Source organism: Thioclava sp. ES.031 (assembly GCF_002563775.1).
GTDB lineage: Bacteria > Pseudomonadota > Alphaproteobacteria > Rhodobacterales > Rhodobacteraceae > Thioclava.
Map to the genome: position 1 here is coordinate 3599622 of NZ_PDJO01000001.1, position 16885 is coordinate 3616506.

27 protein-coding genes are annotated in these 16885 nt (G+C 63.8%); 4 read left to right on the forward strand and 23 right to left on the reverse strand.

The genetic code is table 11. The features are described 5' to 3' along the window. Window positions 1-197 precede the first annotated feature (197 nt). Window positions 198-1112 (forward strand): LysR substrate-binding domain-containing protein, encoded by a 915-nt coding sequence (locus AXZ77_RS17145; protein ID WP_098412075.1) that lies wholly within the window; start codon window positions 198-200, stop codon window positions 1110-1112. Between the two features lie 91 nt (window positions 1113-1203). Here AXZ77_RS17145 and AXZ77_RS17150 read toward each other — a convergent pair whose 3' ends face one another. The 9 genes from AXZ77_RS17150 to AXZ77_RS17185 form a co-directional block, all read right to left on the reverse strand. Then, window positions 1204-1935 carry a hydratase gene (locus tag AXZ77_RS17150; protein ID WP_098412076.1) on the reverse strand — a complete coding sequence of 244 codons (732 nt, stop codon included), beginning with the start codon at window positions 1933-1935 and terminating at the stop codon, window positions 1204-1206. Window positions 1936-2124: 189 nt separating this feature from the next. Continuing rightward, window positions 2125-3432, reverse strand: a complete 1308-nt coding sequence (locus AXZ77_RS17155) for a DUF2252 domain-containing protein (RefSeq protein ID WP_255266539.1) — start codon at window positions 3430-3432, stop codon at window positions 2125-2127. After that, window positions 3429-3563, reverse strand: coding sequence for a hypothetical protein (locus AXZ77_RS19770; protein WP_255266540.1), 135 nt, complete (start codon window positions 3561-3563; stop codon window positions 3429-3431). Before AXZ77_RS19770 ends, AXZ77_RS17155 begins: the two co-directional genes overlap by 4 nt. 83 nt (window positions 3564-3646) lie before the next feature. Further along, window positions 3647-4582, reverse strand: coding sequence for an asparaginase (locus tag AXZ77_RS17160; protein ID WP_098412077.1), 936 nt, complete (start codon window positions 4580-4582; stop codon window positions 3647-3649). Between the two features lie 10 nt (window positions 4583-4592). Continuing rightward, window positions 4593-5138: a biotin transporter BioY gene (locus AXZ77_RS17165; RefSeq protein ID WP_078600732.1), complete on the reverse strand. Its 546-nt coding sequence runs from the start codon at window positions 5136-5138 to the stop codon at window positions 4593-4595. Between the two features lies 1 nt (window position 5139). Further along, on the reverse strand, window positions 5140-5754 hold the full coding sequence (locus AXZ77_RS17170) for an energy-coupling factor transporter transmembrane protein EcfT (RefSeq protein ID WP_098412078.1): 615 nt from the start codon (window positions 5752-5754) through the stop codon (window positions 5140-5142). Further along, a complete protein-coding gene (locus AXZ77_RS17175) occupies window positions 5729-6475 on the reverse strand; it encodes an energy-coupling factor ABC transporter ATP-binding protein (RefSeq protein ID WP_098412603.1) in 747 nt (248 codons plus the stop codon). Before AXZ77_RS17175 ends, AXZ77_RS17170 begins: the two co-directional genes overlap by 26 nt. Before the next feature lie 106 nt (window positions 6476-6581). After that, window positions 6582-8222, reverse strand: a complete 1641-nt coding sequence (locus AXZ77_RS17180; protein ID WP_098412079.1) for a BCCT family transporter — start codon at window positions 8220-8222, stop codon at window positions 6582-6584. A 39-nt stretch (window positions 8223-8261) separates the two neighbouring features. Beyond that, entirely contained in the window at window positions 8262-8678 is a 417-nt protein-coding gene (locus AXZ77_RS17185) for a universal stress protein (protein ID WP_098412604.1), read from the reverse strand. 215 nt (window positions 8679-8893) lie between these two features. On the opposite strand from AXZ77_RS17185, the gene AXZ77_RS17190 reads away from it, so the two are divergent. Continuing rightward, on the forward strand, window positions 8894-9475 hold the full coding sequence (locus AXZ77_RS17190; RefSeq protein ID WP_141536299.1) for a hypothetical protein: 582 nt from the start codon (window positions 8894-8896) through the stop codon (window positions 9473-9475). A 91-nt stretch (window positions 9476-9566) separates the two neighbouring features. Here the strand turns inward: AXZ77_RS17190 and rpmD are convergent, their stop codons facing one another. From rpmD to rpmC, 11 genes are all read right to left on the reverse strand, one after another. Beyond that, window positions 9567-9752 (reverse strand): 50S ribosomal protein L30, encoded by a 186-nt coding sequence (gene rpmD, locus AXZ77_RS17195; protein ID WP_075773858.1) that lies wholly within the window; start codon window positions 9750-9752, stop codon window positions 9567-9569. Window positions 9753-9764: 12 nt separating this feature from the next. Beyond that, window positions 9765-10334 carry a 30S ribosomal protein S5 gene (gene rpsE, locus AXZ77_RS17200; RefSeq protein WP_098412081.1) on the reverse strand — a complete coding sequence of 190 codons (570 nt, stop codon included), beginning with the start codon at window positions 10332-10334 and terminating at the stop codon, window positions 9765-9767. A 114-nt stretch (window positions 10335-10448) separates the two neighbouring features. Continuing rightward, window positions 10449-10808 carry a 50S ribosomal protein L18 gene (gene rplR / locus AXZ77_RS17205; RefSeq protein WP_075773856.1) on the reverse strand — a complete coding sequence of 120 codons (360 nt, stop codon included), beginning with the start codon at window positions 10806-10808 and terminating at the stop codon, window positions 10449-10451. Window positions 10809-10819: 11 nt separating this feature from the next. Then, window positions 10820-11353, reverse strand: a complete 534-nt coding sequence (gene rplF, locus AXZ77_RS17210) for a 50S ribosomal protein L6 (protein ID WP_078604934.1) — start codon at window positions 11351-11353, stop codon at window positions 10820-10822. A gap of 10 nt (window positions 11354-11363) precedes the next feature. Then, window positions 11364-11762 carry a 30S ribosomal protein S8 gene (rpsH, locus tag AXZ77_RS17215; protein WP_152845393.1) on the reverse strand — a complete coding sequence of 133 codons (399 nt, stop codon included), beginning with the start codon at window positions 11760-11762 and terminating at the stop codon, window positions 11364-11366. Between the two features lie 10 nt (window positions 11763-11772). Beyond that, on the reverse strand, window positions 11773-12078 hold the full coding sequence (gene rpsN, locus AXZ77_RS17220) for a 30S ribosomal protein S14 (protein ID WP_075773854.1): 306 nt from the start codon (window positions 12076-12078) through the stop codon (window positions 11773-11775). A 19-nt stretch (window positions 12079-12097) separates the two neighbouring features. Then, window positions 12098-12655, reverse strand: coding sequence for a 50S ribosomal protein L5 (gene rplE, locus AXZ77_RS17225; RefSeq protein WP_098412082.1), 558 nt, complete (start codon window positions 12653-12655; stop codon window positions 12098-12100). Beyond that, window positions 12655-12960 carry a 50S ribosomal protein L24 gene (gene rplX / locus AXZ77_RS17230; RefSeq protein ID WP_078521279.1) on the reverse strand — a complete coding sequence of 102 codons (306 nt, stop codon included), beginning with the start codon at window positions 12958-12960 and terminating at the stop codon, window positions 12655-12657. Before rplX ends, rplE begins: the two co-directional genes overlap by 1 nt. Then, a complete protein-coding gene (gene rplN / locus AXZ77_RS17235; RefSeq protein WP_075773851.1) occupies window positions 12960-13328 on the reverse strand; it encodes a 50S ribosomal protein L14 in 369 nt (122 codons plus the stop codon). The genes rplX and rplN overlap by 1 nt, the downstream gene beginning before the upstream one ends. A 76-nt stretch (window positions 13329-13404) precedes the next feature. Beyond that, entirely contained in the window at window positions 13405-13638 is a 234-nt protein-coding gene (gene rpsQ, locus AXZ77_RS17240) for a 30S ribosomal protein S17 (RefSeq protein WP_078521280.1), read from the reverse strand. A 12-nt stretch (window positions 13639-13650) separates the two neighbouring features. Next, the gene (gene rpmC / locus AXZ77_RS17245; protein WP_075773849.1) at window positions 13651-13851 is read right to left on the reverse strand and encodes a 50S ribosomal protein L29; all 201 of its coding nucleotides are present in this window, start codon (window positions 13849-13851) and stop codon (window positions 13651-13653) included. Window positions 13852-14039: 188 nt separating this feature from the next. Between rpmC and AXZ77_RS17250 the strand changes: the two genes are divergently transcribed. Both AXZ77_RS17250 and AXZ77_RS17255 read left to right on the forward strand, forming a co-directional pair. After that, the gene (locus AXZ77_RS17250; RefSeq protein ID WP_098412083.1) at window positions 14040-14675 is read left to right on the forward strand and encodes a 2OG-Fe(II) oxygenase family protein; all 636 of its coding nucleotides are present in this window, start codon (window positions 14040-14042) and stop codon (window positions 14673-14675) included. 82 nt (window positions 14676-14757) lie between these two features. Continuing rightward, complete coding sequence (locus tag AXZ77_RS17255; RefSeq protein ID WP_098412084.1) at window positions 14758-15291, forward strand: flavodoxin domain-containing protein; 534 nt, start codon at window positions 14758-14760, stop codon at window positions 15289-15291. A gap of 75 nt (window positions 15292-15366) precedes the next feature. Here AXZ77_RS17255 and rplP read toward each other — a convergent pair whose 3' ends face one another. Genes rplP through rplV form a run of 3 tightly spaced genes read right to left on the reverse strand, consistent with a single transcriptional unit; the run spans window position 15367 to window position 16882 of the window. Beyond that, on the reverse strand, window positions 15367-15780 hold the full coding sequence (rplP, locus tag AXZ77_RS17260) for a 50S ribosomal protein L16 (RefSeq protein ID WP_078542381.1): 414 nt from the start codon (window positions 15778-15780) through the stop codon (window positions 15367-15369). A 14-nt stretch (window positions 15781-15794) separates the two neighbouring features. Beyond that, window positions 15795-16502, reverse strand: coding sequence for a 30S ribosomal protein S3 (gene rpsC, locus AXZ77_RS17265; RefSeq protein ID WP_078521288.1), 708 nt, complete (start codon window positions 16500-16502; stop codon window positions 15795-15797). Then, the gene (rplV, locus tag AXZ77_RS17270) at window positions 16502-16882 is read right to left on the reverse strand and encodes a 50S ribosomal protein L22 (protein ID WP_078521290.1); all 381 of its coding nucleotides are present in this window, start codon (window positions 16880-16882) and stop codon (window positions 16502-16504) included. The genes rpsC and rplV overlap by 1 nt, the downstream gene beginning before the upstream one ends. Between the last annotated feature and the right edge of the window lie 3 nt (window positions 16883-16885).

The following is a 16885-nucleotide window of genomic DNA, read 5'->3' on the forward strand; positions in this document are numbered from 1 at the left end:
GCAAACGCGCCAGCTCGGATGCACGACTGCGCAATGAATACGGCCCGGCCGTCGCACAGTGCCGCGTTTCGAGACTGCAAACTGCAACCGGATGGGGCGTGGTTACCTGCATGGATCCTCCTGCCTCAGGTATACGCTGGCGGGCAGCGCGTAGAAATTATATTATTCATCGCCTGACTTAACTTCAGGGTTATGCATTGCTCGATCCCCTTCTCCGGCTACGCCATCTGCGCGTGTTTCTCGAGACCGCCCGGCGCGGGTCGCTTTCGGCAGCGGCCGAGGCGCTGCATGTCAGCCAGCCCGCCGCCTCCAAGACGATACGCGAGCTTGAGGAGCTGCTTGGCGCCGCCTTGTTCGATCGCACGGGGCGGCGGCTGGTTCTGACCCCCGCGGGCAAGATTTTCGCCACCCGCGCGGGCGCGGCGCTTGCCGATCTGGAAGAGGCGCAGCGGCTCGTCGTGTCTCCGCCCGCTCCGCGCCCGAAACTCGCGCTCGGCTTGCTTCCAACCGCTGCGGGGGCGCTGGCGCCGCGCGCCGTCATGGCCTTCAAAGAGGCCCATCCCGACTGCCTCCTGCGTGTGGCCACCGGGCCGAACTGGCTGCTGCTGTCGCAACTGCGCGAACGCAGCCTCGACCTCGTGGTCGGGCGAATGCCGCCTGAGGGCAATATCGAGGGGCTGGTCTTTCGCCAGTTGTTCTGGGAGCGGGTCCTGCCGGTGGTGCGCCCCGGCCACCCGCTGCTGCGGTCCGACTGGTCGGTGGGCGAGTTGGCGCGCCACCCGCTGATGCTGCCGCCCAAAGGGGCGATGATTGCCGGTCAGGTGCACGCCTGGCTGCATTCGGTCGGGCTCAGCGACCCCGGCCCCGAATACGAGAATGTCTCGCATGAATTCGGCCGCGCGATCGTTCAGGGCACCGATACGGTCTGGTTCATCTCCGAAGGCGTGGTCCGCGACGAGATCGAGTCCGGGTCGCTGGCGGTGCTGCCCCTGCGCCATGCGCCGCTGGGCGGGCCGGTCGGGATCACCCTGCGCGGCACCACCCAGCCGGGGCGCGAGTTGTCGGCATTGATCGACGCGCTCGAGACTGCCGCGACCGGCATGGGCGGGTGATCGCGACGGCGCGATGATGTGGATCGGCTCGGTCAGTCCGTGTCTGCGTTGGGCACTGGCGGAGCCGTTCGTGAACCTCCAGCTTGCGCCTTCAGTGCTTGTAGGTCGTCAGCGAGACTTGGTAGCCATCGAGCACACCCTGCACCTGCGTGTCCGCAGCTAGCGGTTTCGGACCGATGCGGGCGCCTGTGACCACGTAGTGATCCGCCCGCAGCCCCGGGCCGATCACCGAGGCGCGTTCGGCAAGGAAGCTGAGGAAGCTCACGATCTCGGAGAACGACATGCCTGCGGCCATCGCGGACGGGTCTGCGGGCGTGCCGATCGAAAGCGGCAAACGCGACAGGTCGCGCGCTCGCCAATCCGGGATTTCGTCGCCAAGAATGATTGCCTGGTTCGAAAACCGATCCGCCATCTGGGCAATCGGCGGCTGGGTCTCGCGCGCGGTGAAGCGCGATTGCAGCAGCTCGAAAGCGATATGCAGGCCGCCGATCGCCTCGAAAATCTCTACCGGCTTGGCCTCGGGCGCGATATCGGCGCGCAGTCGTACGGCGATCTCCAGTTCAATCCGCGCATCGGGCGCTACGGGAAGGCTTGCGCCCGAAGAATGGATTGCCGCTGCCAACACCGGCGCGCAGGACAGGTCGCGGCCTCCCAGAAGCGCGTGCTTCCACCCGCCCACAGGGCCGAGATGGCGCAGACTCTCGGCCTGCACCGCATAGGCCTCCGCCGGAAATCTCGGCAACGCCGTCAGCCCATCGAGCGTCTCCCCGGCATGCGCCGCGGCCAGCGCCTCTCCGGCGCTCGCGATCTCGTCAGGATGCATGATGTGCGACCTCCCCTCCCCCAGCATGACCTCGCGCGGGGTGATCGCGCGGGGATACCGAACCACGTAGTTTGCATAGCGTGCACCGTCGAGTGGTGTCGCCTGCTGCAGTCGTATCGTTGGCCGGAACGGGCTCGGAGAGCGGTAACTTCTTGTTGAGGTGGCCCGCCGCGGGGCCAGCCCGAGACCCTAACGGTAGTGTTTCTGCGTCATGTCGAAGGCGCCGCGCTTCAGATCCATCTTGAAGAACTTGTGGTCACGCTTGAGCCGCTTGACCGCCTCGCGCCCGAAACACAGCAAGTCGTCAACGAACAGGTCGAAGGGCTGCATCGCCTCGATGATGCGCGGCTCGATCCGGTAATCCAGCTCGCCCGCATCGTCGGAGCGCGCATGGGCCTGCGCCAGCGCCTGACCGCAGGCATGGGCATAGTCGCGCCAGCTGCCCTTCGACAGATCGTCGAGGTCGATATCGTCGCGGAAGGGCGCGCGCTCGCGCGACATGAAGCTCATCTCGTCGATCTCCACGCTGACGTAGAACACATCGCCCTGCGCCAGATGGACCCGCTGGCCATGCGCGATCCGGTCGCCCTTGTCGCCGACGACGAAATCATTCTCCGGCACGAGGCCTTCCAGCGCGGATTGGCGGGCGCGCTTGAACTCGATGATCAGATCGTCGCTCGCATCCTTGCTCGGCCCTTCGATCAGGCAATAGTAGCGCGGCAGCCCCAGCGACGCCGTGCCCTGCCCGTGCCGGATGCAGACATCCTTCACCTTCAGCTCACCCGCGCGACCGCCCGGATCGATCCCGTTCTGTTTGGCCACGTCATTGATGTACGCCTGAAACTCCGAGATCCGGCTGGAGATCGGCGTCAGCTCGTCATTCGCCCGAAAGCCCCGCCCGGTCTCGTTGAGATAGCGTTCCCAGAGCCATTTCTTCCGGCTCTTGCGCGCCTTCTTGAACATCCGCTGGATCACCTTCGGGCTATTGTCGGGGCGCATCTGCTGGCTCGCCTCCTTGTCGTGGCGCGCGTAGAACTCCATCCCGTCGCGATAGCCCTCGACGAATTTGCGCACGATCTTCTCGCGGTGCTTTTTCTTCTGATCGCCCTCTTCCTTGGCCGCGATCAGGAAGCCCGTGATCCCGCGCTTCAGGTCCCAGGTAAAAGGCCCGTAGAGCACGTCATCGAAATCGTTCACGCCGAAGATCGGCACGTTATCGGCGTTGGGCATGATCCCGAAATTCTCGGGGTGGACGTCCCCGAGCGCCAGCACCGTCGGCATCCGCTCATCCTCGCCCAGCATGTCGCGGTGGAACAGAAGCGAGGTGCCGCGGAAGAAGGAGAACAGCGAATCCGCCAGTTCCTCGAATTTCTCGCCCGCGCCCTCGGCCTTCTCGTCGATACGCACCGCGTGGTCCTCGATGATCGTCGAGCGCACATGCAGGCGACGCGCGAGCCCCGTCAGATCGCCCGGACGCATCACGCAGGGGTATTTCACATAGGCCTCGGCAAGGCCTCGACGCGGCTCTGGAGCTGTTCGACGGGCGCGACCCGGGCGGCCTTGCGCGACCGCTTCGGGCTTTGTGCCTTCGAACTGGAGGATTTCGGTTTGTTATTGCCGTCGGCCATGGGAGGGGCTCCTTTTCGGGGTTCGCTCTCCTAACGGAAAGGCGGGCGAAGGCGTTCCGAAAAACCGGCGTGAGCCCCTTGGATCAGGGCGTGTATTCCCCGCAGAGCGAACGCGTAAGGCGTGCAGCCCGCGCCTGCGGGTCGTCGAGCGAGAGGACATGGGAAAGCTTGGTATAGGCCGCCTCCGGCGTCATGTCGCGCCCGTCGATCACGCCGTGATCGCGCAGGATCGCCCCCGCCGCATAGGTGCCAAGCGCCATGCCGCCCTCGGGGCATTGGCTGACCGCGATGACAGGGATCGCGCGGGCCTGCGCCGTGGCGAGCGCTGAGCGCACGCCGGGCGTGTCGGGCGCAGTGCCAGAGCCGTAGCAGCGCAGCACCAGACCGTCGCAGGTCTTGGCAGCATGTGCGAGAAGGCTCTCCTCCGCCCCCGGCGCGACGGCCAGAACGGCGATCCGGGCAGGCAGGATCGGGTGGCGCGTCAGGCGCTCCCCCGGCTGGCGAGGCGGGATGTCGGAGGGATCGGCGGCAAAGGCGTCGAAGGCGCGCGAATGGCTCTTGCGGACCCGCGCGCCGTGCAGCAGGCGTCCGGCGAATTGCACCCAGACGCCGGGCTCCGCCTGCCCCGCCGCCGCGATCGCGTCGCGCAGGTTGCGCGCGCCGTCATTGCCCTCGACCGACAGCGGCAGCATCGAGCCGGTCACGATCACCGGCTTGCTCAGCCCTTCGAGCGCGAAGCACAAAGCCCCCGCCGTATAGGCCAGCGTATCGGTGCCGTGGGTCACGATCACGCCGTCGCAGCGGTCGTGATGCGCGGCGATGGTCTCGGCGATCCGGTTCCAGTCGGCGGGCGTGGCATTGGCGCTGTCGATCAGCGGATCGAGGCGCAGGGTCTCGACCGCGCGCCCTTCGGGCAAGGTGGCGAGAAACGCCTCGACCACGCCCTGTTGCGGCACGAAGCCCGCGTCGGAGGCGACCATGCCGATGGTGCCGCCCGTATGGATCAGCAGCAGCGCCACGCCGCGTCCCTCAGTTGCGCGACAGGACGCTGGAGGGCCGGGCGCGCGCCAGCGACACGGTGAGCGCCGCGACGACCGCCGCCTTGATCAGATCGCCCGGAATGAAGACCAGCATCAGCGAGGTGCTCTCGATCAGGCTCTTGCCAAGCGCGAGCGACAGCCCGACGATCCCCATCGCGTAGGACAGCACGATCCCGCCAAGGATCGCCCCGACGAAGACCGACGCGCCCAGCGGCACCGAGCGCCACTTCTCGACGATGAAGCCGGTCAGCCACGCCGCCAGCGGCCAGCTGAACAGGAACCCGCCCGTCGGGCCGAAGAAGACGCCAAGCCCGCCGCGACCGCCTGCGAGCAGCGGCAGCCCCACGGCCACCAGAAGCAGGAACAGCAGAACCGCGAGCGCACCGCGCTTCGAGCCCAGCACCGCCCCGGCCAGCATGATGCCAAGGCTCTGCGCCGTGATCGGCACCCCGAAGCCCAGCGTGATTTTCGGGATCAGCGCCAGCACTGCAATCAGGGCCGCAAACAGCGCGATCAGCGCGACATTCTTTTCCATCTCAAGTCTCCCTCTCGGATGTGAGCCCTCCTCGGGCCCGTAGCGCATCGCCGACATGGTCGGCATCGTCAAGCGCAAGAAGTGTAAAGGGCAGCACCAGCCGCCAGCTTGGCCGCCGGGTGGCGCGGGCACGCCAGCTCTCGGTGAGGCGCCCGCCCTTGTTGGTCAGCACCGGCACCATGCGGATCACCAGCGCGATTGCGATCTCCAGCGCGGCGGTCGACAGCCCGAAGCGACGCAACGGCGTCGTCAGCCAGCGCACGACCGCGATCATATCACTCAGCCGCGTCGTCATCGACACGAGGTTCGCCAGCGCCACGGCCGAGATCATCCGCATCACGATCACCGCGCCCTGCGCCAGCTCGCCGATCACGACCTGCCAGATCGCGACGATCACGATGAAGGGCCAGAGCAGTTTCAGCGCCGCCAGACCCGCGCGCAGGAAGGCGCGGCCCGGCAAGGCATAGGCGATCGCGATCGCCGTGACGACGCCCGCAAGGATCAACGGTTTTTCGATATAGAACAGGCCCACGGTCGCCACGCAGAGCGCTGCAAGTTTCAGACCCGCAGGCCAGTCATGGGCGGCTGTCTTAACGGGAGAGCTGAGCGATATCATCGGCCTCTCCCGCGCGGGTCATCTCTTCGACGTAGGCGGGCAGCACCTCGCGCGCCGCGCCATGCATCCGCAGCCGTCCTTGGTCGAGCCAGAGGATTTCGTCGTAATGCTCCAGCTCGCGCGGGTCATGCGTCACCTGCACCAGCGTCCCGCGATAGAGCGTCAGCGCCCGGCCCAGCTGCGCCTTGGTCGGGATGTCGAGGCCCGAGAACGGCTCGTCGAGGATCAGCAGGTTCGGAGCCATCGCGCTCACCGCCATCAGGCACAGAAGCTGCTTCTGGCCCTGGCTGAGCGTCGTCACATAGGCATCGCGCCACGCCGCCTTGCCGAACTGCTCCAAGGTGCGATCGGCCGCAGCTTCGGCCTCGGGCTTCTTCATTCCCTGCTGACGCAGCCCGAAGGATATCTCTTCTATCACGGTCGGGAAGATGATCTGATGATCGGGGTTCTGGAACAGGATGCCGACCTCGTGCAGCGCGGCCTTCCGGTCCGCGGCCAGATCGTGGCCGTTGATCCGCAGGCTGCCCCGGCTCGGCGCGATCAGCCCCGCCATCAGCCGCGACAGGGTGGATTTGCCCGACCCGTTGCGCCCCACGACGCCGATGCGGCGGGCGCGGGTCTCCAGCGAAATCCCCTCCAGCACCGGGCGACCGTCAAGATCGTGGCCGAGATCGGAAATCGCGATATGGCTCGCGGAGGATGGGGTCGCGCCGTCAGACATGCGCCGGGTCATATACGCAGACGCGCCGCGTTTCCAGACGCCGCGCGACATAGGAAAAGGCGCGCGAGGTTTCCCCCGCGCGCCCCTGTCTCGATAATCGGTCAGCTTAGCGTGGTTCGCTGCGCAAACCCTTCCAGATCGCCCAACACATCACCAGCAGAACCAGTGTGAAAGGCAGACCAGTGGAGATCACCATCGCCTGTAGCGCGCTCAGACCGCCGCCGATCAACAGCACGATCGCGACAGCGCCCTCGAAAGTGGCCCAGAACACACGCTGCGGGACCGGCGCGTCGACCTTGCCGCCTGCCGTGATCGTATCGATCACGAGCGAGCCGGAGTCCGACGAGGTCACGAAGAACACGATGACCAGAATGATCGCGATGACCGAGGTGATCGAGGCCAGCGGCAGCCCGTCCAGCATCGCAAACAGCGACAGCGGCGGGTTGTAGCTGTCGATCACGTTCGCCTTCACCATCGAACCCGCCGGGTCCGAGATGACTTGGTCGATCGCGACGCCACCGAAGACGGCCATCCACAGGACGCAGACGAGCGACGGGATCAGCAGCACGCAGATGATGAACTCGCGCACGGTGCGGCCACGCGACACGCGGGCGATGAACATGCCGACGAAGGGCGACCAGGAAATCCACCACGCCCAGTAGAACGCGGTCCAGCCGTCGCGATAGCTGTCATCCGTGCGCCCGATCGGGTTCGACAGCGGGATGATGTCTTTCGCATAGGCCAGAAGACCCTGACCGAAATCGGTGAAGATCATCAGCGTCGGACCCGCGAAGAGCACGAAGAGCAGCAGCAGCGCCGCGATGCCCATGTTGATCTCCGAGAGCAACTTCACACCGCCATCGAGGCCACGCAGCACCGAGAACAGCGCCACGCCGGTGATCAGCGTGATCAGGATGATCTGCACCGTCGTGTCGATCGGCACGCCGAAGACGTGGTTGAGACCCGCATTCGCCTGCTGCGCACCGAAGCCGAGTGAGGTCGCAAGGCCGAACAGCGTCGCGAACACCGCGATGATGTCGATGATATGGCCGGTCCAGCCCCAGACCTTCTCGCCGAAGATCGGGTAGAAAGCCGAACGGATCGTCAGCGGCAGACCCTTGTTATAGGAGAACAGCGCCAGCGCGAGCGCCACGACCGCATAGATCGCCCAGGGGTGCAGACCCCAGTGATAGATCGTCGCGGCGAGGCCCATTTCCTTGGCCCGTGCGACATTCTCCGGGATCAGGTTGCCATCCGCATCGAAGGGCGAAGGCGTGCCCAGAGGCTGCGAGACCGCCATGTGATAGACCGGCTCGAGCACGCCGAAGAACATCAGGCCGATGCCCATACCGGCTGCGAAGAGCATCGCGAACCACCCCATATAGGTGAAGTCCGGCTCCGCATCCGTGCCGCCCAGACGCACTGCGCCATAAGGCGAGACGATCAGCGCGAGGCAGAAGATGACGAAGATGTTCGCGGCGCTCATGAAGAACCAGTCGAAGGTCGAGGTCAGCCACGGGCGCATCGCGCCGAACAGCGAACTCGCCTGCTCCGGCAGAGCCAGCGCGTAGAAGACGAAGGCCACGATGGACAACGCCGAGATCATGAAAACAGGGTTGTGAATGTCGAAACCGAAGGGCCCTACATGCCCTTCGACGTTGTCTTGACCGATCTCATAGTCGGTCTCGATCAGTTGTGTGTCCCCTTCGGGGGCAGGGATGCCCTGAACTTCTTCAGGTTCGGCCATATGCCGTCCTCCTGTCCTTATTGGTTATATTGGTCCGCGTTATCCACGTACGAGAAACACCGACGCATCGCTGTGCGCGGCGAGGTGGCCGCCATGCGACGCAAAGAGATAGTTGGCCGCGTTGGGCACATGCGTGGCCATCACCACCAGATCGGCCCCGAGCTCGTCGGCCGTCTTCAGCAGCGTCTTGTCGAGATCAACGGCCGGGTCGGGCACGATGACCGCCTTCGACGACCCCTTATGCCCAAACTCGTTGGCATGGCCTTGCGCGAAAGCGTCCAGTTTCGCGGCATATTCCTTGGCATTGTGGCCGAATTCGCTCGGCTCTTGGCTTGTGACACCGATAAACACGACTTCTGCATCGTGTTTCGCAGCGATCTCCGAAGCGACTTTCAACGTCTTGTCCATCTTCTCGACGTGACGCAGGTCGATCGGAACCATAATCTTTTCAAACATATCGATCCGTCCCTCAGTCTTGAAGCGCGGCACCCTATTTCAGGATGCAACGATATCCAACCAACCCAGTGTGTCACATTCGGTTCCGGATTTCGTGAAGAAAAATTAAAGAAATGACATGTCCGCCTCGGGGCCTGCGGCGCGCGGTCACATCCGCGCCGGATTCCGTCCTGCGCGGCCGTATCACCTCCAGATGGCTCAGGAAGGAGAGACCGATGCGTTCTCGCAGCTCACTTGGAACAAGACTTGGCGCGATGGTCGCCGTGATCGCGGTCGTGGCAGGCACGGCCTTGCCCGCACACGCGGCGCTCACCTCGGCGGAACATGGGGCGGTGCTCGCGGCGCTGGATGACGAGTATCACGCGCAGGCCACCTATCAGGCGATCATGGAGAGGTTTGGCGCCGTGCGCCCCTTCTCGAATATCGAGCGTGCCGAGGTGTCGCATGCCGCGGCGCTGATCGCTGTGCTGCGCCAGAACGGGCTATCCGTGCCCGCCAACCCCTATCTGAGCGGGGCCAAGCCCCTGGCCCAGGTGCCGGACACGCTGGCCGATGCCTGCGCGCTTGGCGTACAGGCGGAGTTGGCGAATTCGGGGCTCTATGACGGGCGACTCCTGCCGGCGGTCGCCGGGAATGGCCAGCTTACCCAGATCCTGACGCGGCTGCGCGATGCCTCTCAGAACAAGCACCTGCCCGCCTTCCAGCGCTGCGGCGGCAGAGCTGGCCAGATGCAGGGGCGCGGCATGGGCGGCCAAGGGCGCGGCTATGGCGGCGGTAGAGGCCCCGCCTGGAACTGAAGCCCCAGCCCACCGAGAGCCGCGTGCCACGAATGCAAAACGCCCCGGCCTTTCGGTCGGGGCGTTTCGGTATTCAGACGAACCGGTCGGCTCAGCCGCGCTCTTCGACGATTTCGACGAGGTGCGGGATTTTCGCGACCATACCGCGCACGGCCGGGGTATCTTCCAGCTCACGGGTACGGTTCATCTTGTCCAGACCCAGACCTTTCAGCGTGGCACGCTGGATGGCGGGGCGACGGATCGGCGAACCGATCTGCTTGACGACGATGGTAGCCATTGATCGCTCTCCTTACGCTTCCGTGGCTTCGGCAGGTGCCTCAGCCTCGGGCTTCTTGAGGATGTCGGCCACTTTCTTGCCGCGGCGCGCAGCCACCTGACGGGGGCTTGCTTCGCGGGTCAGACCGTTCAGCGTGGCACGGATCATGTTGTAGGGGTTCTGGGTGCCGGTCGATTTCGACACGACGTCCTTCACGCCCAGCATCTCGAACACGGCACGCATCGGACCACCGGCGATGATCCCGGTACCTTCCGGTGCGGTGCGCATCACGACCTTACCAGCGCCGTGACGGCCCTCGATGTCGTGGTGCAGCGTGCGGCCATCGCGCAGCGGGACGCGGATCAGGTTGCGCTTCGCTTGCTCGGTGGCTTTGCGGATCGCTTCCGGAACCTCTTTGGCCTTGCCTTTGCCGAAGCCGACACGGCCACGCTGGTCGCCGACGACCACGAGGGCTGCGAAGCCAAAGCGCTTACCACCCTTCACGGTTTTCGACACGCGGTTGATCGCGACGAGGCGATCGGCGAATTCCGGGTTTTCGTCGCGGGCGTCGCGGCGGCCCCGGCGGTTGTCACGTTCTGCCATGAGGCATTCCTTCTCGTGATGGCGTGGTTTCACGCCGTTTGTCTCAATCCAGGTGCCCCGCCCCGAAGGGCGCGGCCCGGATCATCGGGGGGACGCGAACGTCCCCCACCAGTCTTAGAACTTCAGACCGCCTTCGCGGGCTGCGTCGGCGAGCGCCTTGATCTTCCCGTGGAACAGGAAGCCACCGCGGTCGAAGTAGCAGGTTTCGACACCGGCCTTCTTCGCACGCTCGGCGATCGCGGCGCCAACTTTGGCTGCCGCTTCGACGTTGTTCTTGCCGACCACACCGAGATCTTTCTCGAGCGTGGAAGCGGCGGCCAGAGTGCGACCGTTGACGTCGTCGATCAGCTGAACGCTGATGTTCTTCGACGAACGATGCACCGAAAGACGGGCGCGACCAGCGGCCATCTTGCGAAGCTTGTTCCGGACGCGCAGGCGGCGCTTGAGGAACAGATCCCGTTTGCTGTTTGCCATTTTCGCGTTCCTTACTTCTTCTTACCTTCTTTGCGGAAGATATACTCACCCTTGTAGCGGATGCCCTTGCCCTTATAGGGCTCGGGAGCACGCCATTCGCGGATATTTGCCGCGACCTGGCCCACCTGCTGCTGGTCAGAACCTTCCACAACGATCTCGGTCTGCTTCGGAGCGGTGACAGTCACGCCCTCCGGAACCTCGAAGTTGACTTCGTGCGAATAACCGAGCGACAGCTTCAGGACGTTGCCCTGCATCTGCGCACGATAACCAACACCCTGAATCTCCAGCTCCTTCTTGAAGCCTTCGGTCACGCCCTGCACGAGGTTCGCGACCTGCGAGCGGGTCATGCCCCACTGCTGGCGCGCGCGCTTCGAGAGGCCACGCGGGGTGATGGTGACGAGGTTGTCCTCAAGCTTGAGGCTCACATCGTCGGTCGCGGTGAAGGAACGGGTGCCTTTCGGCCCCTTCACTTCGATGGTCTGGCCCGACAGCTGCGCCGTAACGCCGCTGGGAAGCTCGACCGGTTTCTTACCAATACGAGACATTGAGCCCTCCTTAGAACACGGTGCAGAGCACTTCGCCGCCAACATTGGCGGAACGTGCGTTTGCATCCGACATCACGCCCTTCGAGGTCGAGACGATCGAGACGCCGAGGCCCTGACGGACCGACGGAACGTCTTTCGCGGCCATGTACACGCGGCGACCGGGGGTCGAGACGCGCTGCAGCTCGCGGATGACCGGGGTGCCCTCGTAGTACTTGAGGCTGATTTCCAGCTCCGGATGGCCGGCAGCAGACGTCGCCTGCTCGTAACCACGGATGTAGCCTTCGTCAGCCAGCACGTCGAGAACCCAAGCGCGGAGCTTGGAGGCCGGGGTGCGGACGGTGGATTTGCCACGCAGTTGTGCGTTGCGGATGCGGGTCAGCATATCGCCGAGAGGATCGTTCACAGACATGTCGCCCTCCTTACCAGCTCGACTTCACCATGCCGGGGATCTGACCGTAGGAGGCCAGGTCACGCAGCATGATCCGCGAGAGTTTTAGCTTACGGTAGTAAGCGTGGGGACGACCCGTGAGCTGGCAACGATTGTGCAGCCGGACCGCCGACGAGTTGCGCGGGAGTTCCGCGAGTTTCAGCGACGCCTTGAAGCGCTCTTCCATCGGGCGCTCCTGGTCGTTGATGATTTCCTTGAGCGCGGCCCGCTTGTCAGCGTACTTGTTCACAAGACGCTGGCGCTTCGCTTCGCGCGCAACCATGGATTTCTTAGCCATAAGTTTCGTTCCTCCGCGATCAGGCGTTGAAGGGCATGTTGAAATGCTTCAACAGCGCCTTCGCTTCGGCATCCACGTCAGACGTGGTCACCATGATGATGTCCATACCCAGAACCTCATCGACCTTATCGAAGTCGATCTCGGGGAACACGATGTGTTCCTTGAGGCCCATTGCGAAGTTGCCACGACCGTCGAAGGACGGCTTCACGCCGCGGAAGTCGCGAACGCGCGGCATAGCAACGTTGATCAGGCGATCGAGGAATTCGTACATCCGGTCACCGCGCAGGGTCACTTTCGCACCCAGCGGCATCTCTTCCCGGACGCGGAAGCCAGCGATCGACTTCTTCGCCTTGGTCATCACGGCCTTCTGACCAGCGATGAGCGAGAGCTCTTCGGCGGCCTGCTTGACCTTCTTGGTGTCTTTCACGGCTTCGCCGACGCCCATGTTCAGCACGATCTTGTCGAGCCGCGGGATCATCATGTCGTTCTTGTAGCCGAACTCTTCTTTCAGCGCCGCCTTGATGGTGTCGCGGTAAAGAGCGCGAAGACGCGGAGTGTAGGTAGCTTGATCGAGCATCAGATCGCATCCCCCGTGGTCTTGGCGAAACGCACCTTCTTGCCGTCTTCCTCGCGGAAGCCGACGCGGGTGGCTTTGCCGTTTGCGTCCATCAGAGCCAGGTTCGACAGGTCGATCGGCATAGCCTTGGGCTGGCGACCGCCCTGGTTGGACTGGGTCTGACGCTGGTGGCGGATCGCAACGTTCACGCCGTCGACGACAGCTTTGCCGGCTTTCGGGTCGACAGAGGTGATCTCACCCTGCTTGCCCTTGTCCTTGCCAGCGAGAACGACGACCTTGTCGCCTTTGCGGAGCTTAGCAGCCATTACAGCACCTCCGGAGCAAGCGAGATGATCTTCATGAAGTTCTTCGCACGCAGCTCACGCACGACCGGCCCGAAGATACGGGTGCCGACCGGCTCGCCCGCGTTGTTCAGGATGACGGCGGCGTTGCGGTCGAAACGGATGGCGGTGCCATCGTCGCGACGAACTTCTTTGGCGGTGCGCACGACGACGGCCTTACGGACGTCACCTTTCTTCACGCGGCCGCGCGGGATCGCTTCCTTGACCGACACCACAATGATGTCGCCCACGGATGCGTAACGGCGGTGCGAGCCGCCGAGGACCTTGATGCACTGAACCCGGCGAGCGCCGGAGTTGTCAGCAACATCCAGATTGGTCTGCATCTGGATCATGGGGTTACTCCCGACCTTTGGGGACGCCTATGCAGTAAGGGCCCCAGGGTTTCGAATACTGGCGAATGGCCCCGGCTTACGCCGAAACCACAACCCGCCAGCGCTTGGTCTTCGAGACGGGTGCGCACTCTTCGATGCGAACAATGTCACCGGTCTTGAACTGGTTTTCCGCGTCATGGGCGCGGTATTTCTTGGACTTCCGGATCGTCTTCTTGAGAACCGGATGCGTGAAGCGGCGCTCGACCGAAACGGTTACGGTCTGGTCGTTTTTGTCCGACGTCACGGTACCTTGCAGGATGCGTTTGGGCATAGGAAGCTCTCCTTACTTCGCGGCTTCAGCGGCTTTTTGGTTCAGCACGGTTTTGATACGTGCAACGTCCCGACGAACGGTGCGCATGCGCGCGGTGTTCTCGAGCTGGTTCGTGGCCTGCTGAAAGCGGAGGTTGAAGGCTTCTTTCTTCAGCGAGACGAGCTGATCACGCAGCTCATCAGGCGTCTTCGCCTTGAGTTCTTGGGCGTTCATCCCGGGTCCTTTCTTGGCATCAGAGGGCCCCTCGCGGGTGACCCTGCTTTCTGATGGGTTATGTCGGTCCTGATTTCAGGAACTTGGGGCCAATATCAGAGCGAATCGAATATGGCAAGGATTGTTTGGCCTTCGGCCCGCTTTGGCGTAACAGAGGGGTAAATCCACGCCCAGTTGCGAGAGCCCTTATGTCCGAGCCCAAGACCCAGATCGAGTCCCTCTTCGTCACCCGCCTCTACCGCGCCGCCCTATCCGAATTCGGCCCGAAGGTCGATACGGGCGAGCTGGAGGCGTCGTGCTATGCCATCGCCGAGGATGACGAGGCGGGGCAGGACTGGTGCGAGGAGAACGGCTATCCGGGCTATACCTCCTACGCCTCGCTCACCGACCTGCCCTGGCGCTTCCCGATCTTCGCGGACATGGTGAAGGCGCTCGACAAGCACGTCGCGGCCTTCGCCGAGGATCTGCAATTCGATCTGGGCGAGGGCAAGCTGGTGCTCGAAGACCTCTGGATCAACATCCTGCCCGAAGGCGGCACCCACAGCTCGCACCTGCACCCCCATTCGGTGATCTCGGGCACGACCTATGTCGCGATGCCCGACGGCGCCTCTGCGCTGAAGCTGGAGGACCCGCGCAGCGCCCGGATGATGGCGGCCCCTACCCGCCTCAAAACTGCGCGGCGCGAGCTGCAGCCCTTCATCTACATCGCCCCCGAACCCGGCGAAGTGCTGCTCTGGGAAAGCTGGCTGCGCCACGAGGTGCCGATGAACATGGCCGAGGACGAACGCATCTCGGTGAGCTTCAATTACAAATGGGTGGATTGAGCCCGGCGCTTTGATCGCCATCATAGCCAAGCCGCGTCTCACCTGATTTTCTTGCTGCGCAACCAGACACCGGGAGCGCAGCATGAAAACACTCGTCGCCTATGCCTCCAGCGAGGGGCAAACCCGCAAGATCGCGCGGCACGTCGCCGACCGCATCGCCGATTTGGGCCACTCCGCCGAATTGATTTCCACCGATGAGGCCGAGGGGATGAAGCTCGACCGGTTCGACCGGATCATCCTCGCGGCCTCGATCCATGTCGGACATTATCAGGGCCGCTTCGCCGATTTCGTCGCCGAGCAACGCGACATCATCCGGAACCGCCCGAGCCTCTTTCTCTCCGTGTCCCTGGCCGCCGCCGGCCACGACGCGGAGGATTGGCGCGCGCTCGACAAGATCCTGAAGGATTTCGAAGCAGCGACCGGCTGGACGCCGGATCTGACCGAGCAGATCGCGGGCGCCTACCTGCCGTCGAAATACGATATCTTCCGCCGGTTCGTGATGCGCCGGATCGTGGCGAAGAAGGACCCGGAGGCCGATCTCGACGCCGACATCGAATATACCGACTGGGAGGCGCTCGACGCGCTGATCGACGGCTGGATCTCCGACGGAGCCTGACCGCCCAACCTTCCAAAGCAAAAGCCCCGCCATCTCTGGCGGGGCTTTCGTTTGTCTTCAGCAGTCAGACCGGGATTACCAGTCCTGACGCTCGACGATGCGGCAGGCGACCGGAAGCTTGGCCGCGCCGAGGCGCAGAGCCTCGCGAGCGGTCTCTTCGTTGACGCCGTCGATCTCGAACATCACGCGGCCGGGCTTGACCTTGGCGGCCCAACGGTCGACCGAACCCTTACCTTTACCCATACGGACTTCGGTAGGTTTCGCGGTGATCGGGGTATCCGGGAAGATCCGGATCCAAACACGGCCCTGACGCTTCATGTGGCGGGTGATCGCACGACGCGCAGCTTCGATCTGACGGGCGGTGACGCGCTCGGGCGCCTCTGCCTTGAGGCCGAAGTGACCGAAGTTCAGGTCGAAACCACCTTTGGCTTCACCGTGAATCCGGCCTTTGTGCATCTTGCGGAACTTCGTCCGTTTCGGTTGCAGCATAACTATCTACTCCCTCAGCGATCGCGACGCGGGCCGCGCGGTGCCGGGCCCTCTTGGGCTTCAGCGTGCTTGCGGTCACGAGCTTGCGGATCATGTTCCATGATCTCGCCTTTGAAGATCCAGACCTTCACGCCGATGATCCCGTAGGGGGTCGACGCTTCGGACAGCGCATAGTCGATGTCGGCACGCAGGGTGTGCAGCGGCACGCGACCTTCGCGATACCACTCGGTACGTGCGATCTCGGCGCCGCCCAGACGGCCAGCGACGTTCACACGGATACCAAGACCACCCATACGCATCGCGTTCTGCACCGAGCGCTTCATGGCGCGACGGAACGAGACACGACGCTCGAGCTGCTGTGCGATCGACTCGGCGACGAGCTGCGCATCGAGTTCCGGCTTGCGGACTTCGACGATGTTCAGGTGCAGCTCGCTGTCGGTGAAGTTCGCCAGCTTCTTGCGGAGCGCTTCGATGTCAGCGCCCTTCTTGCCGATGATGACGCCCGGACGTGCAGCGTGAATGGTCACACGGCACTTCTTGTGCGGACGCTCGATGATGACGCGGCTGATGCCGGCCTGCTTGGCTTCCTCGTGGATGAACTCGCGGATCTTGATGTCCTCGAGCAGCAGGTCGCCATAGTCTTTGCTGTCGGCGTACCAGCGGCTATCCCAGGTGCGGTTGACCTGGAGGCGCATGCCGATCGGATTAACCTTCTGACCCATTACGCTTGCTCCTCAACCTGACGCACCTTGATGGTGATTTCCGAGAACGGCTTCATGATCTTGCCGAAGCGACCACGTGCCCGCGGACGGCCACGCTTCATCACCAGGTTCTTGCCAACCCAGGCTTCCGCCACGACGAGCTCGTCCACGTCCAGGCCGTGGTTGTTCTCAGCGTTGGCGATTGCCGACTGAAGGCACTTCTTCACGTCGAGCGCGATGCGCTTCTTCGAGAAGGTCAGGTCCGAAAGGGCCTTGTCGACCTTCTTGCCACGGATCATCGCGGCGACGAGGTTCAGTTTCTGCGGCGAGGTGCGAAGCATGCGGGTCTTCGCCATCGCTTCGTTCTCCGCCACGCGGCGCGGATTCTTTTCCTTACCCATGAC

What these genes read in the sequence shown, in the direction of transcription:
- rplE (WP_098412082.1), bottom strand. Translation starts at nt 12,655, where the DNA reads ATGCTCGATCAAGCTACCTACACTCCGCGTCTTCGCGCTCTTTACCGC.
- rpmC (WP_075773849.1), bottom strand. Translation starts at nt 13,851, where the DNA reads ATGAACGCCCAAGAACTCAAGGCGAAGACGCCTGATGAGCTGCGTGAT.
- AXZ77_RS17250 (WP_098412083.1), top strand. Translation starts at nt 14,040, where the DNA reads ATGTCCGAGCCCAAGACCCAGATCGAGTCCCTCTTCGTCACCCGCCTC.
- AXZ77_RS17165 (WP_078600732.1), bottom strand. Translation starts at nt 5,138, where the DNA reads ATGGAAAAGAATGTCGCGCTGATCGCGCTGTTTGCGGCCCTGATTGCA.
- rplR (WP_075773856.1), bottom strand. Translation starts at nt 10,808, where the DNA reads ATGGCAAACAGCAAACGGGATCTGTTCCTCAAGCGCCGCCTGCGCGTC.
- AXZ77_RS17175 (WP_098412603.1), bottom strand. Translation starts at nt 6,475, where the DNA reads ATGTCTGACGGCGCGACCCCATCCTCCGCGAGCCATATCGCGATTTCC.
- AXZ77_RS19770 (WP_255266540.1), bottom strand. Translation starts at nt 3,563, where the DNA reads ATGGCCGACGGCAATAACAAACCGAAATCCTCCAGTTCGAAGGCACAA.
- rplP (WP_078542381.1), bottom strand. Translation starts at nt 15,780, where the DNA reads ATGCTGCAACCGAAACGGACGAAGTTCCGCAAGATGCACAAAGGCCGG.
- AXZ77_RS17185 (WP_098412604.1), bottom strand. Translation starts at nt 8,678, where the DNA reads ATGTTTGAAAAGATTATGGTTCCGATCGACCTGCGTCACGTCGAGAAG.
- rplN (WP_075773851.1), bottom strand. Translation starts at nt 13,328, where the DNA reads ATGATCCAGATGCAGACCAATCTGGATGTTGCTGACAACTCCGGCGCT.
- AXZ77_RS17150 (WP_098412076.1), bottom strand. Translation starts at nt 1,935, where the DNA reads ATGCATCCTGACGAGATCGCGAGCGCCGGAGAGGCGCTGGCCGCGGCG.
- AXZ77_RS17190 (WP_141536299.1), top strand. Translation starts at nt 8,894, where the DNA reads ATGCGTTCTCGCAGCTCACTTGGAACAAGACTTGGCGCGATGGTCGCC.
- rplF (WP_078604934.1), bottom strand. Translation starts at nt 11,353, where the DNA reads ATGTCTCGTATTGGTAAGAAACCGGTCGAGCTTCCCAGCGGCGTTACG.
- AXZ77_RS17255 (WP_098412084.1), top strand. Translation starts at nt 14,758, where the DNA reads ATGAAAACACTCGTCGCCTATGCCTCCAGCGAGGGGCAAACCCGCAAG.
- rpsE (WP_098412081.1), bottom strand. Translation starts at nt 10,334, where the DNA reads ATGGCAGAACGTGACAACCGCCGGGGCCGCCGCGACGCCCGCGACGAA.
- rpmD (WP_075773858.1), bottom strand. Translation starts at nt 9,752, where the DNA reads ATGGCTACCATCGTCGTCAAGCAGATCGGTTCGCCGATCCGTCGCCCC.
- AXZ77_RS17180 (WP_098412079.1), bottom strand. Translation starts at nt 8,222, where the DNA reads ATGGCCGAACCTGAAGAAGTTCAGGGCATCCCTGCCCCCGAAGGGGAC.
- rpsQ (WP_078521280.1), bottom strand. Translation starts at nt 13,638, where the DNA reads ATGCCCAAACGCATCCTGCAAGGTACCGTGACGTCGGACAAAAACGAC.
- rplV (WP_078521290.1), bottom strand. Translation starts at nt 16,882, where the DNA reads ATGGGTAAGGAAAAGAATCCGCGCCGCGTGGCGGAGAACGAAGCGATG.
- rpsC (WP_078521288.1), bottom strand. Translation starts at nt 16,502, where the DNA reads ATGGGTCAGAAGGTTAATCCGATCGGCATGCGCCTCCAGGTCAACCGC.
- AXZ77_RS17170 (WP_098412078.1), bottom strand. Translation starts at nt 5,754, where the DNA reads ATGATATCGCTCAGCTCTCCCGTTAAGACAGCCGCCCATGACTGGCCT.
- rpsN (WP_075773854.1), bottom strand. Translation starts at nt 12,078, where the DNA reads ATGGCTAAGAAATCCATGGTTGCGCGCGAAGCGAAGCGCCAGCGTCTT.
- rplX (WP_078521279.1), bottom strand. Translation starts at nt 12,960, where the DNA reads ATGGCTGCTAAGCTCCGCAAAGGCGACAAGGTCGTCGTTCTCGCTGGC.
- rpsH (WP_152845393.1), bottom strand. Translation starts at nt 11,762, where the DNA reads ATGTCTGTGAACGATCCTCTCGGCGATATGCTGACCCGCATCCGCAAC.